A 21872-nucleotide genomic window follows, 5' to 3' on the forward strand; every position below is an offset into this window, starting at 1 on the left:
ATAAAACTTAGACTACATATGTACATGGAGGGCCCATAGATGGCTGGACATCACGCACAACATTTTACCACCAGTGAATTTGCCAAGATCTGCGGAGTGACCAAACATACCTTGTTTCATTATGACGAGATTGGGCTGTTAAAACCTGAATATACCAATGCCAAGGGCTACCGCTATTATGGTATGCAACAAACGTATGTGCTGGATGTCATACATGTGCTGAAGAAGGCAGGAAGCTCACTCCAAGAGATTAAGTCGTTCATTCAAAATCAGAATACACCATTGTTAATTGAGCTGTTTGAACAGAAATTAAAGGCACTTGAGTTGGAGCAACAACGAATCAAACGTATGCAAAAGCTGCTAAGTGGTGCCATTGAAATGACGAAACAAGCCACGGATGCTTCTCCTGAAGGGCTGCATATCGAACAATGTGAGCTGGAGTATTTTATTACTGTTCCACTGGAACAAGGGGATGGGGATAAGGAATTCTTCCGTAAGTTCATTGAATACAGGACCCATTGTGATGAACAGATGATCGACTATGAGTTTCCGGTATGGACGATCTTAACTCAGGAGCACTATGAGGCAGGAGATTACTATCCGGATTACTTTGGCAACAAAATAAAAGCTCCCATTTCAGGGGAAACGATATGGATTAAGCCAAAAGGGATGTATGCCGTCATGAATCATCGAGGTTCATACGAAAGCATGCCAGAGACGTATTCCCTCATGAAAGAGGAGATAGAAAAAGAGGGACTGCGAGTCTGTGGACATGTGTATGCACTGGACCTGCTCACTTATTTCGCAGAAAGTAATCCCGATGAGTACATCATCAAAATCTACGTAGAGGTGTGTAAGCCAGAAAACACAATGGTTTAACGGTACGGGGATGGAAGATGAGATCGAGGCTGCACTGCCTTGACCCATGTCGTATTCCATGTTAAGTTTTCTGTAATAAATTGTGAGTTTTCAAAGGGGGTATGGAGTGATGACAGAATTAGAGGTTGTGGATGTTTATGTGGACCTGTCAACGAACATGAACAGTGGCATGGTTCACAATATGACTAATCAGAATCTGACACTTTATCCTCCTATGCATAGATCTACTTGGCGCTGAGTGGTTTATCGCCAGGTTTCTTTTATTGTATAAGCGAATCTAAATTCTGATTATGTTTAAATATTAAAGTGAGGGAATCCATGCCATGTTCCATGGTGAAATCCCGTCAGTTTACTTTTATATTTCACATAAAAAGGATGATATGCATGTCTTTAATCAACGTTACCAACCTGACTTTTGCCTATGAAGGCAGTTACGATAATATATTTGAAAATGTTAGTTTTCAGTTGGACTCCGATTGGAAATTGGGTTTTACCGGAAGGAACGGCAGAGGCAAAACGACATTCCTTAATCTGTTGCTCGGCAAATATGAATACAGCGGACATATCTCTGCGAATGTTAGCTTTGAATACTTTCCTTACCAGGTAGAAGATAAGGGAGCCATGACCGTTGATGTCATCGGCGAGATTCATCCTGAATATCTGCACTGGCAAGTTGTGCGGGAGTTTAACCTGTTAAAAGTGTCAGAAGATGTGTTGTATCGACCTTTTGATACGTTATCCAACGGAGAACAAACAAAGGTGATGCTGGCTGCTTTGTTCCTGAAGGATAATCGGTTTCTGCTCATTGATGAACCTACCAATCATCTTGATCTTCATGCAAGACAAATTGTAGGTGATTATCTCCGCAGCAAGAGTGGATTTATTTTGGTGTCTCATGATCGATCCTTTCTGGATCACAGCGTGGACCATATCCTTTCCATCAATAAAAGTAACATCGAGATTCAGAAAGGCAATTTCTCCGCTTGGTGGGAAAATAAAAGAAGGCAAGATCAGTTTGAACTTGCGAGTAATGAGAAATTAATAAAGGATATCAAGCGTTTATCCGATTCAGCCAAACGGACCGGTGGATGGTCGCATGAAGTTGAAAAAACCAAAAACGGTACGAGAAATTCCGGCTCCAAGGTGGATAAAGGATATATTGGGCACAAGGCTGCCAAAATGATGAAACGTTCCAAAAATATCGAACAAAGGCAGCAATCTGCGATTCAAGAGAAATCCAAACTTCTCAAAAATATCGAGAGTGCAGAACGTTTACAGATTCATCAGCTGGAGTTTCACAAGCAGGAACTTGTTGAATTGGAACATGTGTCGATATCATACGGCTCCAATACGGTGTGTAAGGATGTCGGTATCTCGGTTGAAAAAGAGGATCGTATTTCCCTATACGGTAAAAATGGATCTGGAAAATCAAGCATTCTTAAACTGATCTGTGGTGAAGATATCCCTTATACAGGTCTTTTCCGTAAGGATCATCAGCTTAAAATCTCGTATGTGTCGCAGGACACGTCCGATCTCGGAGGGCATTTATCTGAGTATGCGGCCACACAGGGGATTGATGAAAGCCTGTTTAAATCGATACTTCGAAAGTTGGATTTTTCCAGACTGCAATTGGAGAAAGATATCTCAACGTTCAGCGCAGGGCAAAAAAAGAAAGTGCTCATTGCCAAAAGTCTTAGTGAGAAAGCTCATCTGCACATTTGGGATGAACCACTAAACTTTGTAGATGTTATTTCACGTATGCAGATCGAAGACTTACTCTTGGAATACTCGCCAACCCTGCTTTTTGTAGAGCATGATCGTGAATTTTGTACAAATATCGCAACGAGAATCATCGAACTGTAAGTAACGTGAAAGATAACCATGCTAAGAGCCGCCAAATGGCGGCTTTTAGTATTACTCGTGAGGAAGTATGCTATAATTTTATAATCTCATCCAATCATATGATGGATGATCAGATCAATTGTAGACTAATTCGCCAAGAGGTGTAATACCAATGAAAAAGGAAATGACAACAATCAAACAAACCAGGCTGCATTCCATTTTGGACGAGGCCACCAAGTTGCTGATTGAAAAACCGAATGCTTCCATGAATGAAATTGCAGAATCTGCAAAAATCGGGATCGCGACGTTACATCGATACGTGGAAAGCCGCGAACAGCTCATGGTTCATCTCGGATTACGCGCAATCGAGGTGGTCAGTGAGACCATGAAAGAAATCCAACTGGATGAGGAGCACTGTGAAAAGTACATACCTGAGCTGATTGAGGCGCTGATTCCATTAGGCGACAAAATTTATTTTCTGGCTCATGACACCACCATTAACTATAATCCCGAGATTGAGGGAGCAGATCTGAAACTGAGAGAACCTGTATTGCATGCGGTCGGTCTGTTACAACAGAAAGGTTATTTCCGCTCCGATCTCGATAAAACCTGGATTGTCGATGTGCTGTATTCCATCATGTTCCTGACGTGGCAGCAGGTTGTAAGTGGTCATATCGCGAGAAAAGCAGCCCCTGCACTTGTGGTGGATACGTTTTATCATGGATTTAAGCAGCGTTAGGTCAGGCTCTATCCAATGAAAAACAATAGATTTTAATACGAATGACACCCCAAAAAAGTCAACTGTATCGGTAGATACACAGACTCTTTGAGGGTGTTTTTTTGCGTTCACAACAGCGTTTCTCAGTGCACAAGCTGCAAAGACTTGATTTTCTCACATATTCAAATATTAACAGCGTTCAGAATTTAAGATTTCCAGTTTACAAAAAATGATATAAATTTCTAGTAGATTCAAATCATTACCAAATAAAGACAAAATATTCAAGCAAGGGGGGCCGGACAGAAACACCAGCAATTGTGCAGTTCGAATCAGCTTATGTACTCATTCCATCAACCCAAATCAGGAGGGATTCCATGCTTTACACCATTATTGTGCCAGTCAACCAGGACTATAACATTTTGAACCTGTTCACAGATTCGCTGCTCCGGACGGTAAGCCCATCCACTCAGATTATTTTCATCAACGATGGTTCCGGCTCAGCAGTCTTTCAACATCTGGATAAACTGAAGCAAGAAGTAAGAGAAGGTGTGACCATCGAGATTCTTCAGCATGATTTTCCACTCGGTTGCGCCGTGTCGATTAATAGCGCACTGAGTCTTGCCAAGGGAGAGTACATTTTCTTCCTGGATTCTGACACCATTCTTCAACCGAACTGGCAACCGATGATGAAAGAGACACTGGATAGCGATATTACGATTGGCATGATTGGAGGGGTTCTGTTGTATCCGCAAACAGGAGGCGTGCAGCATTGCGGCATTGCTTTTGCGGACACCATCGGCCGACACCTGTTCCTGAACGCATCTCCTGATGATATCCCAAAAGAAACCTTCTCTGTTCAACTGGTGGTGTTCGCCATGTTTGGCATGAAGCGGGAGGTGTATGAGACCATCGGCAACCTCGATGAGAAGTTCTTTAACGGGTACGAGGACTTTGATTATCAGATGCGGGCACGAGCTGCCGGATACGATACGGTCATCAACCCAAATATTCAAGCGTATCACTGGGAACGCAGCAGCGGCATTCACCGCAACTTCAACCGTAAGAACAATCTCGCACGCTTCTGGAAAAAGTGGGGCGGTCAAATCGAGGCTGATGTGTGGCCCTTCGTTTTCAGTCATCTGAAAGCACAGCTGGAAAGCCAAGAGGAATACCAGCATCTGCCGATTGTCGGGATTGACCTTGCCGAGGTTCGAAGTGATGCCGATACATTCTGGACCAAGCTGGAGGAAGCCGAATTTGCCAATGTAGCCGAAGTACGGGACTATTCAAACCGCTTTAATTCCAATGGGGCCATCTGGCTGCCACAGGTACTGGGCAAGGAACTGATTCATAGTGAGAACCGGTTACTGTTTTTGGTGGACAATTTCGCCCGTTTGCTGGAGAACCGCTACTGGATTGAGATGAGACATGCTCATCGAGCCAAGGATCTGATCATTGACCTGTATGGCAATGTGATCACGATGGATCGCATCTACGATGGATGCTGGCCTGGAACCAAAGTTCGGTAATTCACTCACAACGAAAATAAACAGGGAGGTACTTAAGGTGAAAGAAAAAGAGAGCACGCTTGATCGTGCCGTACGATTTACCCGTAATCTGGAGTGGTTGGAACAAGTCGAAAAGGTAATTCCGAGCGGATGCAGCACTTTAGCCAAAGCACCTGAACGTTTATTTCCGGGCCATACACCCGTATGTTGTGCAGAGGCTTATAATTCCCGATTTACAGATATCGACGGGAATGAATGGCTGGATTGTGAAATGGCCATGGGTACGGCGTCATGGGGCCATGCCAGACATGAAGTCCAATTAACCGTCATTCACCAGTTGAAAAAAGGGACAAGCTTTTCTTTACCTGCCGACATCGAGCTTGAATGTGCCGAGTTGATTCTGGACCGGTTCGAGGGTCGTTATCCATCGCTGCGCTTCACCAAGAGTGGTGCTGATGCAGTGAGTGGGGCCGTGCGTCTGGCCCGTGCCGCTAGTGGCAAAAGCAAGGTTATTGCAACAGCGTATCATGGGTGGCACGACTGGTCTGCCTACGGCTATTATGGTGGCCAGACGAAAGAACGTGGCATCCCGGTGGATATCGAGCGTTCAACGATCTGGGTGAACAAACCTACTGCGGAGCGAATTGAGGCTCAGATTACCGCGTCTCCCGAGGATATCGCATGTATTGTTCTATGCCCCAACGAGTGGAAAAAGGACGCGCTGGAGCAAGCCGTAAACCTATGTCGGTCTCTGGACATCATTATCATATTCGATGAGGTAACGTCCGGTATTCGAATGGGCAAGCAGGCTACAGCAGGAGAATATGACATCTGGCCTGATCTGCTCTGTATCTCTAAGGGTATGGCAAACGGTTTACCACTCGCAGCGGTTATGGGTCCGGAGCACTTGATGTCTTTGTCAGGACAGGTCAGATTCAGTAATGCCCATTCCAGCGAAACGACAGCGCTCGCGGCAGCCATCGCCTGTGAACGATTAATGAAGAATGCGAAAGTATGGCCGACTTGGCGAGATCCGGCAACCCGGATCATGGATCGTCTGGCATCTGAACTTGTGTTGCTCGGATTGACGGATCAATTGGAAGTGAAGGGGACGTATGCAAGCTTCTGCATTCAATCCTTGGCTGAAGATAACTTCCAGACAGACCCTTTCCGCGAGTTCATGGTGAAGAGAATGGCTCACTTCGGCATTTTCACCAAAGGTTACTTTATTTTCTCCGATGCCCATACACGGGAAGAATTGCTGTGGGTCGAGGAAGCGCTGTTGCAGATCCTGTCAGACTGGAAAGAGATTCAGAAGCAGGAACATCTTCATGCGATGCAACTTTCGAAAACGTTTGAAGCTTAATCCATAGATCATAATCGATAATCGACTAGGAGGAATTATTCAATGAAAGCACTCGTATATCAGGATCTCAAACAGGTGACTTACCAGGAGATTGAGGAGCCAACCATTCAAAAGCCAAACCAGGTAAAAATTAAAATCTATGGTTCCGGCATCTGCGGTACAGATCTGAATATTGTCAAAGGCAAAGTGCCAGCGAATAAAGGAACGATCATTGGTCATGAAGGTGTAGGCACAGTGGTTGAAGTGGGCGACGAAGTTCGTGGTTTCAAGATCGGTGATCGGGTATTGGTTGATCCCACGCAATCTTGCGGTACCTGCTCATACTGCCGTGAGGGTCTGTTTATCTACTGCGAGAATTTTGATGACTATCAAGTAGGGATGACGACACACGGAACCTTTGCTGAATATTTTGTTGGGGACGAAAAGTATATCTATGCCATCCCGGATTCCATGAGTTGGGAAACAGCCATGATGATCGAACCACTGGGATGTGTACTTCAGACGTTCATGAAAGCAGGGACTAAGCCAAGTGACTCTGTACTGGTCCTCGGTTCTGGTGCAATCGGTTCCCTGTGTCAGCTTGTAAGCAAACGATTAGCAAGGCTTACTGTAGGCACGGAAGTTGATCCATACCGCAAAGAGTTCGCTTCAGGGATCGCGGATCATGTGTTCTATCCTCAGGATCTGACACTGGATAAAGTATACGAGATCAATAATAACAAAAAGTTTGATATTGTAGTGGACGCGGTTGGTAACCAGCTTCATGTAGGGTTTGAGCTGATTGCCAAAGGCGGCAAAATTATTCCTATGGGATATGACGACAGCTATGAGGTGACGTTCAAATCAACAGCCGTGATTAATGATGGCATTAGTATCATCGGTGCAGTTGCTAATCACTCAATGATCAGTACGGCACTGAAATTTGCCCAAAGCATCCCGGAACTGGAGCAAATGGTGACAGCCAAGGAACTGCTGAGTGATTATGAACAGGCCTTTAATGGAACGATTGGTTACGACATGCATACTGGAGAGAAGTTGCCGATGAATTCGGTCAAAACAGCTCTTATCCTATAAGAGGTACTATAAGCATGTAGACATTAGCGGGTTTGCCGCTGCGAGAAGTTGGAATTCGCAGCGGTGAAAACCGCAGAAGGAAGGGATATCGATTGAAATTGCTTCAAGATTTGCCGAAGAATCCACGCTACTCCATTTTACTCGAACCGGTATGGGCCATTCCGGGCACGATCGTTCTCTTTTACGCTCCTTTATATATGAAGGAAGCCGGACTTTCGGACATAGAAATCGGTTTAATCAATTCGGTGAATCTTTATTTTGCCTTTATCTTTCAATTGTTTGCGGGTTCCATTACGAATAAGCTGGGGCGCAAACGAACAACACTGATCTTTGATCTGCTTGCCTGGAGTGTTCCCATGTTCATCTGGGCCTTCTCCCAGAACTTCTGGCTGTTCCTGATCGCTTATTTACTGAATGCAACATCCAAGTTTGTAACGGTCGCCTTTAACTGTCTGATCATAGAGGATGTAGAGGAACACAAACGATCCAAGGTGTTTGCCATTCTCAACATGATTATTACAGGAGCCGGGGTATTAACACCTATTGCCGGGGTGGTCATTGCTGATTATGGTATTGTGCCTACACTCGCCAGCATTTACTTTGTCGGGGGCATCCTGATGACTGCGATGTTCTTCATTCGTAACCGATACACGGATGAGACTGAAGTTGGCAAGGAACTTATGGGATTGCATAGTAAAACCCGCGTGCTTCAGAGTTTGGGTTCCAGTCTGCGCCTGTTCGGCAAATCGTTCTACAAACGGAGACTTTTTCCGATTATCCTGATCACGGTGTTGTCCAATCTGATTCTGCAGCTGAATTTCTTTCAGGTCATTTTCTTCAAGGAACAGTTGAAATTTGATGACCGTGTCATTTCGTTTATCCCAGTAGTGACTGCGGTAACCGTCATGCTGCTCTATCTGGTCATCATTCCGAGACTGAAACGGCGTTCCGAAGAAAAGTATGTTGGTTTTTCCATCGTGCTTAGCACGGCCGGAGCCATTCTGTTTCTATTGATCCCTGTGGGGAATATAGGCATGTTGTTTCTCACGCTAATCGTGCTCGCTGCGGGTAACTTCATTTTGCAGACATACCGGGATTCCCTGCTGATGAACCGATTGGGTACGCATGAGAAAGCCGATATGTTCTCGGCCGTGCAGACCGTCATGACGCTTACAGCCATTCCATCCGGTTACCTGACGGGCCTGCTCTATCATCACAATCCAACACTATTGTTCAGTGTCATTCTTGGTCTATACGTCGTTCTTATGGTCATTATGTTCTTCCTGCCAGATCCACAAAAGCACTCCCAAGTGCTGGAACCTTACAAAAATATGTAGAAAAAGGGGTTTACTGTATCTGGAGCGAATATGTAGTACAGAAAAAAACTAGAACTACCTCTAGAACATATTTTAACTTGGGAGGCTGCTAACAAATGACTAACGTAATGACAACAGAAGCACGGAAGCAATGGAGTTGGATGAACGAGCCCGAAATCTGGTCTTATACGGATCAGGGAGGTGTGCTGGTGGAAGCGAAGGCAGACACCGACTTTTTCCAAGATCCAGCGGGGAAGCACATTCGTGCAACGGCTCCTTTCTTGTCCATGCCTGTGCCTGGCGATTTCGAAATCACAACCCAATTAACCGTAGATATGAAAAATCAATATGATTCCGGATGTCTGATGGTGATGGCGGATGATCTTAACTGGTGCAAAATTTGTTTTGAGTATGATGGTAAAGTGCCTACCATCGTGTCGGTGGTGACACGTGATGGTTCATCCGATGATTGTAATTCGGTGGAAGTCTCCGTACCTAATCCCTATCTGCGTATACGCAAAGTAGAGGGCTGCATATCATTCTTTTATTCACCCGATGGGGATGAGTGGAAACTAATTCGTTATTTCGGCATGCCGATACAAGGGGAACTTCGAGCTGGATTAGTTGTTCAGTCGCCTACTGGAACGGGCTGTACGTGTCACTTTTTATCCGTGAACGTTACTCATCCGGACTTGACCGCACGTTTCTAATCCGCTCCCCTGGCCGATCACTGGAGGGAGAACAGGTTCATGGTAAAAGCATTTATATTTGATTTTGATGGACTCATTGTCGATACAGAGACACCTTGGTATTATGCGTTTCGGGATATTTATGAAGAGCACGGAGTTGAACTTGGTCTGGAGTTATGGTCGAAAAATGTGGGGACATCCTTTGAGGAGTTTCATCCATTTCTGTATCTGGAGCAGGCGCTCCAAAAAAAGATAGATCATGATCACATTAAACTGCTCTCTGAACAGAAATACGAAGTCTATCTGGGACAAGCTGCTATTCTTCCAGGGGTGCATGAATTGCTTCAGTCTGCGAGGGAAAAGGGGATTCAGCTTGCGGTTGCTTCCAGCTCCACACGAGATTGGGTGCATGGTTACTTGCAGAAATTAGGCATTTTTGATTATTTCACAGTCGTTCATACATCCGAGGATGTGAAGCGAGTGAAACCGGACCCTGAACTGTACCTTCTTGCTCTCCAGAGTCTTGGGATCGAGGCTTCCGAAGCGATTGTGTTCGAAGACTCACCTAATGGCTTGAAGGCAGCCAATGCAGCAGGTATTCGTTGTATCATCGTGCCTAACGAGGTAACGCGTGGTCTGGAATTCGCCATGCATGAACTGCGGTTATCCTCGCTGGCCGAGATCGATATGGAGGCGCTTTAATCCAGATACTGCTTGCGTAGCTCGATAGGGGAGATCCCTTCGTATTTTTTGAACACTGACCCAAAGTAACTGGCACTGTTGAAACCAACGGCTTTGGCTATTTCATGAGCGGTCGTAGCGTTATTTTCGATGAGCATTTCCTTGGCTTTCAACAGCCGATATCGCATCAGATACTCCAATGGAGTCATTTGAAATTCTTTTTTGAATATCCGATTCAGGTGCTGTTCGGTAACGTCCATCTGCTCAGCCAACATGGGGAGAGAGATATCCTGATGATAATTTTGTTTGATAAAAGTAATGAGTTCATCCAATCTTAATCGGGCATCAGAACGTTCGTAAGCACTATAGCGTTCACCTTCAATGGTTAATCTGACCAAAAGCATGTACAGTAATGCGGATACGTGCCAGATCTGATCCTTGTGCCGGGACTGCAGCGCCAACGTAATTTCACGCAACAGGATATGAAGCATTCCATCCGGCTTGAAGGCGCGCAGCTCCCCGATCTGCAAGGAATGCAAGAACCGTGGCAATAAATAGCCATTGAAAGACAGACAATCAAATCGTAATGAATCACTCAGATTGTGGTAACGGTAGGTTACCTCCGGGAACAAAATGAGAGCGGTCCCTTTTTTGATCGAAAATTCATGATTCTTTGCTGCGATTCGCCCTGTTCCTCCGATGCACTGTACAATGCTGTAATCCCGTGAATGGTCGCTCCAATTCATCAATTCATCAACGGTCAACTGGTTTTGCCCTGTAATCATGAGCGGCATATCGGTATCCATCGGATTCCCCATACTAGGTTTCGGCATCGTCGTGTTATTCCTCTTTTCGTTAAAGGATCATGTGCGTAAGTGGCGTGGTTACAGCGTTAAAAGAAACCTAGAAAGAATTATATTACATAAATGGAATAATTTTAATTGAATGACGGGCAATATATAAAACGTTTTCATATGAATGCTTCAACAATTCTTTATTGGATGAATGAGTATGAACTGTGGTCTGATCAGCCTCAATTTATGGATCTAAAAGTACGCCTGCCTTGCCAACAGAATGCGAAACGGTATACGCTATAAGGAATGAGTGATTAAGGAAAGGGATGCAAACATGAAGAAAGTCATCGTAGTGGGATCGGGTATTCTGGGGGCATCAACAGCCTATCAATTAGCCAAACATGGCGCAGAGGTCGTCATCATAGACCGAAAAGATATAGGACAGGCGACGGATGCAGCTGCCGGTATCATCTGTCCATGGCTGTCACAGCGACGTAATCAGGACTGGTATCAGCTTGCCAAGGCTGGTGCGCGGTTCTATCCTGGCATCATAGCGGAGCTTGAAGGCGAAGGAGAAACGGAAACTGGTTATGCTCAAGTGGGCGCGCTTAGTATTCATACGGATGTGGACAAAATTAACAAGATGGAAGAGCGGGCCCATCTACGCAAAGCAGATGCACCGGAGATTGGTGACATTACACCTGTTGATGCCAAAGAAACCCGTGATCGTTTTCCATTGCTGGATGAACGTTATCAATCGGTACATATCAGTGGTGCTGCACGTATAGATGGAAGAGCGCTGCGCGATGCCTTGATCCGGTCTGCACAGCGAAATGGAGCGGAAGTGATCCAGGGAGACGCCACGCTTCAATTCGAAGCGGATCGGGTCATTGGTGTGAGTGTTAATGATCAGAGTTTCCTGGCAGATGAAGTCGTTGTCTGTGCAGGTGCATGGGCCAACGAACTGCTGAAGCCACTCGGCATACACTTTAAAGTGCATTATCAAAAGGCACAAATTATGCATCTGCATGTCACGGATGGGGAGGATACAGGCCGCTGGCCTGTAATCATGCCACCTTCTGATCAATATCTGCTGGCCTTTGATCAACAGAAGATTGTGATTGGTGCCACTCATGAAAATGATGTGGAAGGTTATGATACAAGAGTAACCGCAGGGGGCATGCAGGAAGTTTTGAATAAAGGTCTGGAATTGGCACCGGGGCTAGCCAATAGCACATTCCATGAAGTAAGGGTTGGGTTCCGTCCGTTCACACCTGGCTTTCTACCAGTAATGGGGGGTGTTCCAGGATGGCAAGGTCTGATTACCGCAAATGGACTTGGAGCCTCTGGATTGACCATGGGTCCTTTTATTGGGAGTCAACTGGCGAAACTAGCTCTCGGCATGGAGCTGGATATCGATATTGAGCCCTATACTGTTGGCAAAGCAATGGATGAAATTGAAAGAGGTGAACCATGACATATTCACAACGTATATCCGATGGAGCGAACTCGTCCGACATCATATATCTGGAGCATCAGATCGTTACGACAAAAGAAAAGCTGCGCATAGCTTTGGAGAAACAAGAAACATACAAACGCGAATTGTCGGCATTGAAGTCATCACCAATCTGGAATGCATCGGAAGACAGTTCTGAAGAGCAAATCATAATGGAGAAGGCAAGCCTAATGCAGAATTTGATTGAAACCCTGTCTGCACAGCTGGAACAGCTACAGGAAGCATTGGCGAAACTAGGCGATTGATCGGTTCGTATGGCTTATCTTTCTGAAACACCGACAGAAATAATATACGATACGTATAAAACAAAAACCCCTTATGTTAAGGGGTTTTTATGATTTAGTTCAAATGGTTTATATCAATAAATGAACGTATGGTATAAAATGGAATCAGGTGCTGAACTGTCAATTCAGGTACCCATGTAACCAATCACAAAACGATGCTGAGAGGTGGATTCCAAATGTATAAAGAAGTGATACGCGTTGAGGACATCACGGGGTTTCAGTCCAGATCTGAAGAGTTTTTCCCACTTCACTGGTTTCGAAAAATGCTGTCCGAGCATCCTGTGTACTATCACGAAGATACAGACACCTGGAATGTGTTCAGATACGATGATGTGAAGCAGGTCCTCAGTAATCATGAATATTTTTCAGCCGAAGGAAACCGGACGACCATTGCCGTTGGAGCAAAGAACAATGAAGGCACACCTCCAGACAAATTCAATATGTCAAGTATTGATCCTCCCCGTCATCAAAAGAGTCGTTCGTTGTTATCTGCTGCTTTTACACCGCGTAGTCTGAAAAACTGGGAGCCACGAATTCGCAACATCGCAGAGCAGCTGGTAGCAGATATTGAGCCAAATAAGACCATTGATATTGTTCAAGCGTTGGCCGCTCCACTGCCTTCGATGGTTATGGCCGATCTGCTCGGTATCCCCCTTACAGACAGCCATCGATTCAAGAACTGGGTAGATATTCTGTTTCAGCCCTCCAATCCAAAGACGGCTGAGGAGAGTGAACTGAAAAAACAAACTGCAGCGCAAGAGTATTATCAATTCCTATACCCCATTGTAGTTCATAAACGGACCCACCCTGGTGAGGATATCATTACCGACCTGTTGAACGTTGATGTTGAAGGTGAGAAGTTCACGGAGGATGAGGTTGTTCGCACAACCATGCTGTTGCTCGGAGCTGGAATTGAGACAACCAGTCATATGGTTTCAAATACATTCTATTCATTCCTGTATGATGACCCCAGCTTGTATGATCAACTAAGACAGAATCCCGAGTTGGTTCCGCTCGCAGTCGAAGAAATGCTCCGTTATCGGTTCCACAATGCCAAGCGACATCGGACAGTGAAGCAGGATAATCAATTGCTCGGAGTGGATTTGAAAAAAGGTGATGTTGTGATCTCCTGGATGAGTGCAGCCAATATGGATGAGCAGATGTTTGAAGACCCGTTTGAGTTAAACATTCATCGTCGTAATAACAAAAAACATCTTACCTTTGGGAATGGCCCACACTTTTGTCTGGGTGCCCCGTTGGCAAGAATGGAACTCAGCATTGCCTTGACGGCATTTGTGGAGAAAATTGCGCGGATTGAACCAGTGGATTCATTTGATCTGGAGAATAATCTGGCCACTTCAGCTCCGGGGCAGTCGTTGATCCATCTGCCAGTGAAGATAGTTGGCTAGAGCGAAAGGTTCATACGGGATACAACCTAAAAAGCGGCAGATCAGACGTAAACGTCTTGATCTGCCGCTTTGTTATGCAAGCAAGTATGAGGCTGGACACCTTAATTTGAATTCATGGAAACTTTTTGTCTTACAACCTGTTTAATTTCTTCCTCTTTCGCTTGTTTGGTACGTTTGATAAAGAAGGAAAGAACCAATCCCACAACAGCGATACCGATGATAACAACATATGCATCATTAATACCCTGGATCATGGATTCTGTAGCAAGCTGTTTTTGACTGAGACCATTGGCTGCACCAGTCGCTATCATATCCTGTACGTGTGCCGTTGTACGGGAGGTCATGACACTTACGAGCAATGAAGTACCTACAGCGCCAGCCACTTGTCTGACGGTGTTGGAGATAGCTGTACCGTGTGCACCAAGTCTTGGTGGCAGTTGGTTAAGTCCCGCAGTCTGAATCGGCATCATGAGCAGAGCCATACCAATTCGGCGGCCGGTAGACATTAATACCAGGTAACCATAACTGGTTGAATCCGTTAAGTCGATGAAACCAATGGTCGTCACGATGGTGATCACCATCCCGATAACAGCGAGCCATTTCGCTCCAAATCGGTCAAACAATTTTCCGGCTACTGGCATCAGGAAGCCCATGACAAGCGCACCCGGAAGGAGTAATAATCCGGACTCCAGTGCAGTGTAACCACGTGCGTTCTGGAGATACAAGGGAAGCAACATCATGTCAGCATACATGATCATTGTAATCGCGATACTAATGACCGTGGTCAAGGAGAACATGTTGTATTTGAATGCCCGCAGATCAAGCAGCGGAGTTTCAGAAACGAGCTGTCTCCATGTAAACAGGGCAAGAGAAACAATTCCAGCCCCAATGCAGATAAGAACTTCTGCACTTGACCATCCCAGACTTCCTGCTCTGCTGAAACCATAGAGCAATGCGCCAAATCCGATCGTGGAGAGCACCACACTGATTGTGTCGAACTTTGTGTTGACCCGTTCGGATACATTCTTCAGGTATACAAACGCAAAAGCAATGACAATAAGAGTTAATGGAATCATGCCGTAGAACATCGTTTGCCAAGAGTAGTTCTCGAGGATATAACCGGCAAGGGTAGGCCCGATTGCAGGGGCAAAAATGATGGCAAAGCCAACCATACCCATTGCAGATCCTCGTTTTTCAGGGGCAAACAAGGTCAAAATAACGTGCATTAAGAGCGGCATGATAATGCCGGCACCCGCTGCCTGAATCATGCGTCCTGTCAGCAATGTGCCAAAGTTATCTGCAAGAGCGGATACGATGGTACCAATCAGGAAAATAAACATGGAAGCTTGGAATAATTGCTTGGTTGAAAAGCGTTGCATGAAGTAGGCCGTGATGGGGATAAGCACCCCGTTCACCAGCATGTAACCTGTCGTTAACCATTGTGCTGTTGCGGCGGAGATGTTAAAATCACCCATCAGTTCCGGTGTAGCGACACTCATGATCGTTTGATTCAACGTTGCAAGGAAGGCTCCCAAAATCATGATAAACAGGATGGGGCCTTTCTTTACGGATAATTCTTCTTGTGCTCTAGCCTGACTCAATCCTTTTCATCCTTTCAATCCACACGTGACTAAATTTACAACGTGTTGTATAGTTTACATTGTATTTATTAAATTATATACATATTCGGACAGATTACAATTTACGTTATGGCGTGTTATCGTTGTTTATTTTACAAAAAAAATAAATTTGTTGTGTAAATCAAAAATAAACGACTTATCGTTTAAAATTGTAATGTTTAAAATTTAAAGGAGGAATACATGTGAAAGACGAGAAGAAATCGGCCGTGGACCCAAGGATTTTGCGAACTCGTCAGTTAATCCGGGGTGCATTTGTTGAATTGCTGCAGGAAATGGATATTGAGAAGTTGTCAGTCAACAAAATTGCTGAACGAGCGACGATCAATCGGGTAACCTTCTATCTGCATTATCGGGATATTACAGATATGATGGAGAAGATGGCTGACGAGATGATCGAGCATATTGAACGGATCGTGGATGAATATGCCCCTCATTTTGAGAAACAGAGAACGGAAGAGGCTTGGCCTGTTCTGGTCAAGTTGCTGGAGCATTTTGCAGACAACGCATCGTTCTATCAGGTGGTACTTGCCACGAAGCGCACACCAATCTTTACCGAACGGCTGCTCAAATTGTTAAGTACGCTGGTCAAAGCCAAGATTGATCGGGTGGAGATCGAGGATGAACTGGAAGAGTCCGGCATTCACAAAGAAATCGCAATCTGGTACGGTTCTTCGGCCCTGATTGGGACCATTGTTTCCTGGCTGCGCAATGATATGCCTTATTCACCGCATTTCCTGGCTAAACAATTCTCGTTGATTCGCTCGTACTCTTATAATGACCTGATATAATCATGCTACAATTGCACCTAAGGTTAATAGAGGAGGAATAATGTAATGAAATATAGTGCAGAACGTATCTATGTGAGATTTTGGAATGTGGAAGATGCCTCATTGCTTCTGGATCTACAGGTTCGCAACCGTGCGGAAATTGAAAGAATCTCAGCGAGTAATCGGGATGAGTCTTTCTATAGCTTGGAGGGGCAAAGGTCACTCATTGAGAGCTGGAACAAGAAGAGAGAAGAAGGAGATCGCTATTCCTTTGGTATTTTTCTACATACAACGGATGAACTTGTCGGTGAGATTTCCGTGTTCGAGATCATACTGGATTCTACCCCAAAATGGATCGTTGGTTATGTGACGGATACTCTTCATCAAGGAAAAGGATATATGAGCGAAGCCCTGCAATGTGTACTGGAATTTGCCAAACACGAAACTGAAATTACTCGAATCGAAGCTGGCGCTGTGCCCGATAATACAGGTTCCATCCGTGTCCTTCAAAAAGCAGGATTCAAGGAGAATGGGTCGCAGCCTGTGCCAATCCAGGGAACGTTGAAAGAACATACGATGTTTGCTGTGGATATACTATAAGCAAGATGTTTTACCATTTACTATATCAGTTGAACTATATATTTAAACGTAACGGAGAGGACAGAAAAAACTATGGCTACTATACTCGTTGCAGACGACGATGCGAACATTCGTGAACTCGTCTGTCTATTTCTCAAAAACGATGGATTCACCACAGTGGAAGCTGCGGACGGTAAAGAAGCTCTCACTATATATGGCGAAACTCCAGTGGATCTGGTTGTGCTAGATATTATGATGCCTGTCATGGACGGCTGGGCACTGTGTAAAGAACTCCGAAGAGCCAATCCCGACCTTCCGTTACTCATGCTGACGGCGAGAGGAGAGACGTGGGAGAAGGTGAAAGGATTCGAACTGGGTACGGATGATTATTTGACCAAACCGTTTGATCCATTGGAGCTGACCGCTCGTGTCCGAGCATTACTGAAACGATACAAAATTGGCTCCACTCACATAATCCAGTTTGGCAACGTCATTCTGGACCGCCAGACGTATAAGGTGATGAGAGGCACAGAGTCGCTTACGTTACCACTTAAGGAGTTCGAATTGCTGTATAAGCTTGCTGGAACACCAGGACAAGTCTATACACGTGAGCAATTGATCGATCAGATATGGGGTGTTGATTACGCGGGAGATGATCGAACAATAGACGTACATATTAAGCGCCTGCGCGAACGATTCGCGACAACACCTGATTTTCGGATTGAAACGGTGCGTGGGCTAGGGTACAGACTTGAGGTCTATGAATGATCCGATCCATATATATTCGTGTGGTCCTGACCTTTTTGGGGTCTGTCATCGCTGGTACGGTCATTTCATTTTTTGTGTCTACTTGGATATTCGAAGAAAAATTGAACGAAAACGCGCAAATTAACTTACGCAACTTCGGCCAAGACGTTTTGCAGATCTATAAGGCCCTGCCAGAGAGTGAGGCGGACTTGTACGTAAGTGGAATGAAGCAGCTCAGCTCCTATCATATTCGAATTTTCGAAGCTTCAGGTGAGTTCAAGACTTATGGAAAACTTAACGGACATAAATCTGCTACAGTGACGAGCGAGCAACTAAAGAAAGTGTTAGCTGGGGGCGTTGTTCAAGACTCAACGAATGGGATTGCTACAGGGTTCATAGGATTACCGTTGAAAACGGAGATGGAAACAAAAGCGATGTTTTTGGAGACACTCTCACCGCCTTCAACCTCTTTTGTGATTAAGTGGGGTTTAATCTTCGCAAGCTGTTCGTTGATTGCAGGAAGTTTGTTGATTCTGGTTGCTTCTATATATCTGGTGAGACCGATCAAGAAATTGACACAAGCGACCAAACGGATTGCAGCTGGAGATTTCAACGTCAAGCTGAACATTAAGCAAACGACTGAGATTGGTACGTTGGCCCGGAGCTTTGAAGAAATGATGCGCGATCTGAAGCAGTTGGAGCAGATGCGGAGGGAATTCGTTACAAATGTGTCGCATGAGGTTCAGTCTCCGCTCACCTCGATATCCGGTTACGCTTCGGCACTGAAGCAAGTAAATCTCTCAGAACACGAGCGAAACCGTTACCTGGATATTATCATCTCCGAAGCAAAACGAATGTCCAAAATGAGCGATAGCCTGCTCAAATTGAGTTTGCTTGAATCGCAGTCACAGCAACTACGGCTGAGCTCCTTAAGCCTTGATGAACAGATCAGGCGGGTTATTGTCGCGCTTCAACCGCAATGGTCTGAGCGCAACATTCATTTCGAACTTGATTTAGAGAACGTTAAGGTAACAGCTGATCACGACCAGTTAAATCAGGTATGGACGAACATCGTCGGAAATAGCATCAAGTTTTCCAAGGATGGCGGCATGATTAAAGTCAGTATCAAAGTGGATATTAAAACTGTGACTGTTCGAATATCCGACACGGGTATTGGTATTCCCCTTGAAGACCAGAAGCGTATATTCGAGCGCTTTTTCAAGGCAGATCGTTCCCACAGTCGTAAATATGACGGGAGTGGTATGGGACTTGCTATCGTTAAACAGATCGTGTCCCTTCATCAGGGGGATATCCGTGTGGAAAGCGAACCTGGTCAAGGCACAACCTTTATGATCACGTTGCCAATCCATCCACCAACGGATAGTTAGGCTCCCAGGATAGGTAAATGAATTGAATATCAATCAGAGTATCTAGACCGAATGTTCATGTCATGTGTAACATGCAAGCTTCCTTGTATGTTACACATGACATTTTTTTTGCTTGTTCATACTCCGTTCATATTCCGGTCATGGGGAGTACATCTTTGTTGATTAGGATTTCTTAAGAAGACTGTTAGGCCAATATACAGATGAGGATAGGAGCAGATGAATGTGAAACAACAAGCAGACAAAGAAGTAGAGAGTAAAAGCAAAATCAAGAAAGTGTTAAGCACTTTGTTTAAAGTACTATGCGCAATCATTATAGCAATCCTACTTTTTGTAGCTATCGTATATACCGTCAATAAAATTAGCAGTTATTCGGAGCAAAAAAGAATGGAGCCGTATGGTCAACATGTATCCGTAGACGGGAAAAATATGAATGTGTTCATTCAAGGGGAAGGCGAGGAAACAATTGTGCTTCTGACTGGTTTTGGAACAGCGGCACCAGCGCTTGATTTTAAGCCTCTCATCTCCGAGTTATCTCCATATTATAAAGTTGTCGTTGTTGAGCCCTTTGGTTACGGATTGAGTGATCAGACTGAAAAGGAACGCAGCACAGCAAATATCGTCAGTGAAATTCATGAAGCGTTACAGCGTCTACATATTGATCGTTATATCCTCATGGGTCATTCCATTTCGGGGATCTATAGCCTGGATTACGTGAACAAATATGCAGATGAAGTAAGTGCATATGTCGGGTTGGATAGCAGTGTTCCAGCGATAAGTGAACAGAAGATTGATTCATCAGACACACAACCGATTAAATGGTTCCGCAACTTGGGTTTCGCCCGAGTGCAACTGAAACTGAGTGCTGACCCTTATGATGGACTGCCTTATGATGAGCAAACGAAAGAACAATTGAACATTCTGATACGCAAAAATATGTATAATACCACGCAATTAAATGAGGCAGAAAGTATGTATTCCAACTTTAAAGCAGCTGAACAACTAACGTTCCCTGTTAATCTTCCAGTTCTTTTCTTTGTTCAAAAGAATCATCCGGCAGCAGACAATTGGGTTCCGGAACACGAGAAGTTACTAGAGAACTCTGTGCGTGGTGAAGTGGTGCTGCTGGAAGCAAATCATTATTTGTATCGTTCCCATGCCAAAGAAATTGCTGAAGGTGTCAGAGCATTTATGATCCGTGATGAGAGAGAGGAATTCAATTGAGATTATTTGAGATACTGTTAGTTCTATCCTGTTTTGCTTTACTCGTAGACCTACTATTTATTAAAAGAAGTGCAAAGAAAACAGGCTGGGGTTTGGGAATAGGAAGTAGCGTTATACTCGTAGTTCAATTGCTGGTTGAGGAATACAGATGGCAGTTGTTTGTGGTATATATCATGACGGCTCTATTTATAATCATCGTTTTATTCAGACATTCCGATAAGATGGCGAATCTTAAAATAGGGAAGTTCTTGAAATATAGTTTATCTTCCTTAATCGTTATTCTGCTTGTTGGTTCTACCGTCTTGTCCGTATACTTACCTGTTTTTAATCTGCCAAAGCTTGATGGTCCAGAGAAGGTGGGTACTCAAACATTTCATTTAACAGACCAGAACAGAAACGAAATCTTCACTGAAGATCAAAGCGATAAGAGAGAACTAATGGTTCAAGTTTGGTACCCAACTGAAAACAGCAATAATAACAAGCGTGACACGCTGTTTCCAAAAGATAAAAAGAGGTTCAAAAAGTATATTCAGAGCTTCTCTGCTTCTTTAAAACTACCTGAATTTGTGCTCGACTACTGGAAGTATAGCCAAACCAACTCTTATGAAAATGTAGAAATATTACCTTCTTCAAGTCCTTATCCCGTGGTACTACTATCTCATGGTATGGGAACCAGTAGAGTTCTACATGTATCACAGGCCGAGAATCTGGCCAGTCATGGGTATATCGTGTTCACCATCGATCATACGTATAGCACCTTTGCTACCCTTTTTCCAGATGGCCGTGTAACGGATTATAAAAAAAGTACAACTACACTAGATGAACGTACAAAAACAGGGGATATATGGACGAAAGATGTGGAGTTTGTAATCGATCAAATCGAAAAGCTGAATTCAGGTGCAATCGAAAGTCAGTTTAAAGGAAAAATCGATCTAGATCACATCGGCGCGATGGGGCATTCTTTTGGGGGTGCAACCGCGTTTAATGCAACGTATTTAGATCAGAGAATCAAGGCCGGGGTTAATATGGATGGGTCACTATATGAAGTGGAAAATAGAGATGATATAAACAAGCCGTTTATGTTCATCCGATCGGGAAGTTTTGAAGACTGGTTCGCCAACTTTGAAATGGATAGAAATTCGGATGATGAAGTAACTAAATTTCTTTCAGATGAGCTGCACATTATGAAAAATGTTATGAATCATGGGGGAAAAGTGATCTATGTAGAAGGAACCCAGCACTTCAATTTCACGGATCTTCAATTCTACTCGGAGTTGATTAAACTGTCGGGCATTACAGGAGATATCAATGGTAAAAGAGGAGCAAACATCGTAAATCAATATGTACTCGATTTCTTTAACAAGCAACTGAAAGGAACGGGTGGAGATCTGATTCAGGGACCAAACGACTTGTATCCGGAGGTGAAATTTGTAGACCCAGAAGAAATCAACTAA

20 protein-coding genes are annotated in these 21872 nt (G+C 44.4%); 18 read left to right on the top strand and 2 right to left on the bottom strand.

The window, feature by feature from the left end; all coding sequences use genetic code 11:
• Positions 1 to 39 precede the first annotated feature (39 nt).
• The 9 genes from MHB43_RS14895 (at position 40) to MHB43_RS14935 (ending at position 10094) form a co-directional block, all read left to right on the top strand.
• The gene (locus MHB43_RS14895) at positions 40 to 879 is read left to right on the top strand and encodes a MerR family transcriptional regulator (protein WP_405132224.1); all 840 of its coding nucleotides are present in this window, start codon (positions 40 to 42) and stop codon (positions 877 to 879) included.
• A 384-nt stretch (positions 880 to 1263) separates the two neighbouring features.
• Complete coding sequence (gene abc-f / locus MHB43_RS14900; RefSeq protein ID WP_405132225.1) at positions 1264 to 2742, top strand: ribosomal protection-like ABC-F family protein; 1479 nt, start codon at positions 1264 to 1266, stop codon at positions 2740 to 2742.
• Positions 2743 to 2893: 151 nt separating this feature from the next.
• Positions 2894 to 3460, top strand: coding sequence for a TetR/AcrR family transcriptional regulator (locus MHB43_RS14905; RefSeq protein ID WP_405132226.1), 567 nt, complete (start codon positions 2894 to 2896; stop codon positions 3458 to 3460).
• 353 nt (positions 3461 to 3813) lie between these two features.
• Positions 3814 to 4968, top strand: a complete 1155-nt coding sequence (locus tag MHB43_RS14910) for a glycosyltransferase family 2 protein (protein ID WP_017688647.1) — start codon at positions 3814 to 3816, stop codon at positions 4966 to 4968.
• Positions 4969 to 5005: 37 nt separating this feature from the next.
• Positions 5006 to 6313, top strand: a complete 1308-nt coding sequence (locus MHB43_RS14915; protein ID WP_405132227.1) for an aminotransferase class III-fold pyridoxal phosphate-dependent enzyme — start codon at positions 5006 to 5008, stop codon at positions 6311 to 6313.
• Between the two features lie 42 nt (positions 6314 to 6355).
• Positions 6356 to 7387, top strand: a complete 1032-nt coding sequence (locus tag MHB43_RS14920; RefSeq protein WP_017688645.1) for a zinc-binding dehydrogenase — start codon at positions 6356 to 6358, stop codon at positions 7385 to 7387.
• A 92-nt stretch (positions 7388 to 7479) separates the two neighbouring features.
• Positions 7480 to 8724, top strand: a complete 1245-nt coding sequence (locus tag MHB43_RS14925; protein ID WP_051449724.1) for an MFS transporter — start codon at positions 7480 to 7482, stop codon at positions 8722 to 8724.
• 95 nt (positions 8725 to 8819) lie between these two features.
• Entirely contained in the window at positions 8820 to 9413 is a 594-nt protein-coding gene (locus MHB43_RS14930) for a DUF1349 domain-containing protein (protein ID WP_405132228.1), read from the top strand.
• Between the two features lie 39 nt (positions 9414 to 9452).
• Positions 9453 to 10094 (top strand): HAD family phosphatase, encoded by a 642-nt coding sequence (locus MHB43_RS14935; protein WP_017688642.1) that lies wholly within the window; start codon positions 9453 to 9455, stop codon positions 10092 to 10094.
• Here MHB43_RS14935 and MHB43_RS14940 read toward each other — a convergent pair.
• The gene (locus MHB43_RS14940) at positions 10091 to 10906 is read right to left on the bottom strand and encodes an AraC family transcriptional regulator (RefSeq protein WP_405132229.1); all 816 of its coding nucleotides are present in this window, start codon (positions 10904 to 10906) and stop codon (positions 10091 to 10093) included. The genes MHB43_RS14935 and MHB43_RS14940 overlap by 4 nt on opposite strands.
• A gap of 295 nt (positions 10907 to 11201) precedes the next feature.
• Here MHB43_RS14940 and MHB43_RS14945 point away from each other — a divergent pair, with 295 nt between their 5' ends.
• The 3 genes from MHB43_RS14945 to MHB43_RS14955 all read left to right on the top strand — a co-directional run bounded on the left by MHB43_RS14945 (position 11202) and on the right by MHB43_RS14955 (position 14076).
• A complete protein-coding gene (locus tag MHB43_RS14945; RefSeq protein WP_405132230.1) occupies positions 11202 to 12344 on the top strand; it encodes an NAD(P)/FAD-dependent oxidoreductase in 1143 nt (380 codons plus the stop codon).
• Positions 12341 to 12628 carry a hypothetical protein gene (locus MHB43_RS14950; RefSeq protein ID WP_405132231.1) on the top strand — a complete coding sequence of 96 codons (288 nt, stop codon included), beginning with the start codon at positions 12341 to 12343 and terminating at the stop codon, positions 12626 to 12628. The genes MHB43_RS14945 and MHB43_RS14950 overlap by 4 nt, the downstream gene beginning before the upstream one ends.
• A gap of 215 nt (positions 12629 to 12843) precedes the next feature.
• The gene (locus tag MHB43_RS14955) at positions 12844 to 14076 is read left to right on the top strand and encodes a cytochrome P450 (protein WP_221819462.1); all 1233 of its coding nucleotides are present in this window, start codon (positions 12844 to 12846) and stop codon (positions 14074 to 14076) included.
• Positions 14077 to 14177: 101 nt separating this feature from the next.
• On the opposite strand, the gene MHB43_RS14960 is transcribed toward MHB43_RS14955, so the two are convergent.
• Positions 14178 to 15617, bottom strand: coding sequence for a DHA2 family efflux MFS transporter permease subunit (locus tag MHB43_RS14960; protein ID WP_221819629.1), 1440 nt, complete (start codon positions 15615 to 15617; stop codon positions 14178 to 14180).
• A 281-nt stretch (positions 15618 to 15898) separates the two neighbouring features.
• Here MHB43_RS14960 and MHB43_RS14965 point away from each other — a divergent pair, with 281 nt between their 5' ends.
• The 6 genes from MHB43_RS14965 to MHB43_RS14990 all read left to right on the top strand — a co-directional run bounded on the left by MHB43_RS14965 (position 15899) and on the right by MHB43_RS14990 (position 21872).
• Entirely contained in the window at positions 15899 to 16504 is a 606-nt protein-coding gene (locus MHB43_RS14965; RefSeq protein ID WP_221819461.1) for a TetR/AcrR family transcriptional regulator, read from the top strand.
• 45 nt (positions 16505 to 16549) lie between these two features.
• Positions 16550 to 17083 (top strand): GNAT family N-acetyltransferase, encoded by a 534-nt coding sequence (locus tag MHB43_RS14970; protein WP_221819460.1) that lies wholly within the window; start codon positions 16550 to 16552, stop codon positions 17081 to 17083.
• Between the two features lie 72 nt (positions 17084 to 17155).
• A complete protein-coding gene (locus MHB43_RS14975; RefSeq protein WP_221819459.1) occupies positions 17156 to 17830 on the top strand; it encodes a response regulator transcription factor in 675 nt (224 codons plus the stop codon).
• A complete protein-coding gene (locus MHB43_RS14980) occupies positions 17827 to 19197 on the top strand; it encodes a cell wall metabolism sensor histidine kinase WalK (protein ID WP_221819458.1) in 1371 nt (456 codons plus the stop codon). Before MHB43_RS14975 ends, MHB43_RS14980 begins: the two co-directional genes overlap by 4 nt.
• Positions 19198 to 19413: 216 nt before the next feature.
• Positions 19414 to 20418 (top strand): alpha/beta fold hydrolase, encoded by a 1005-nt coding sequence (locus MHB43_RS14985; RefSeq protein WP_221819457.1) that lies wholly within the window; start codon positions 19414 to 19416, stop codon positions 20416 to 20418.
• Positions 20415 to 21872, top strand: coding sequence for an alpha/beta fold hydrolase (locus MHB43_RS14990; protein ID WP_221819456.1), 1458 nt, complete (start codon positions 20415 to 20417; stop codon positions 21870 to 21872). Before MHB43_RS14985 ends, MHB43_RS14990 begins: the two co-directional genes overlap by 4 nt.

Source organism: Paenibacillus sp. FSL H8-0317, from assembly GCF_045040685.1.
Lineage (GTDB): Bacteria > Bacillota > Bacilli > Paenibacillales > Paenibacillaceae > Paenibacillus.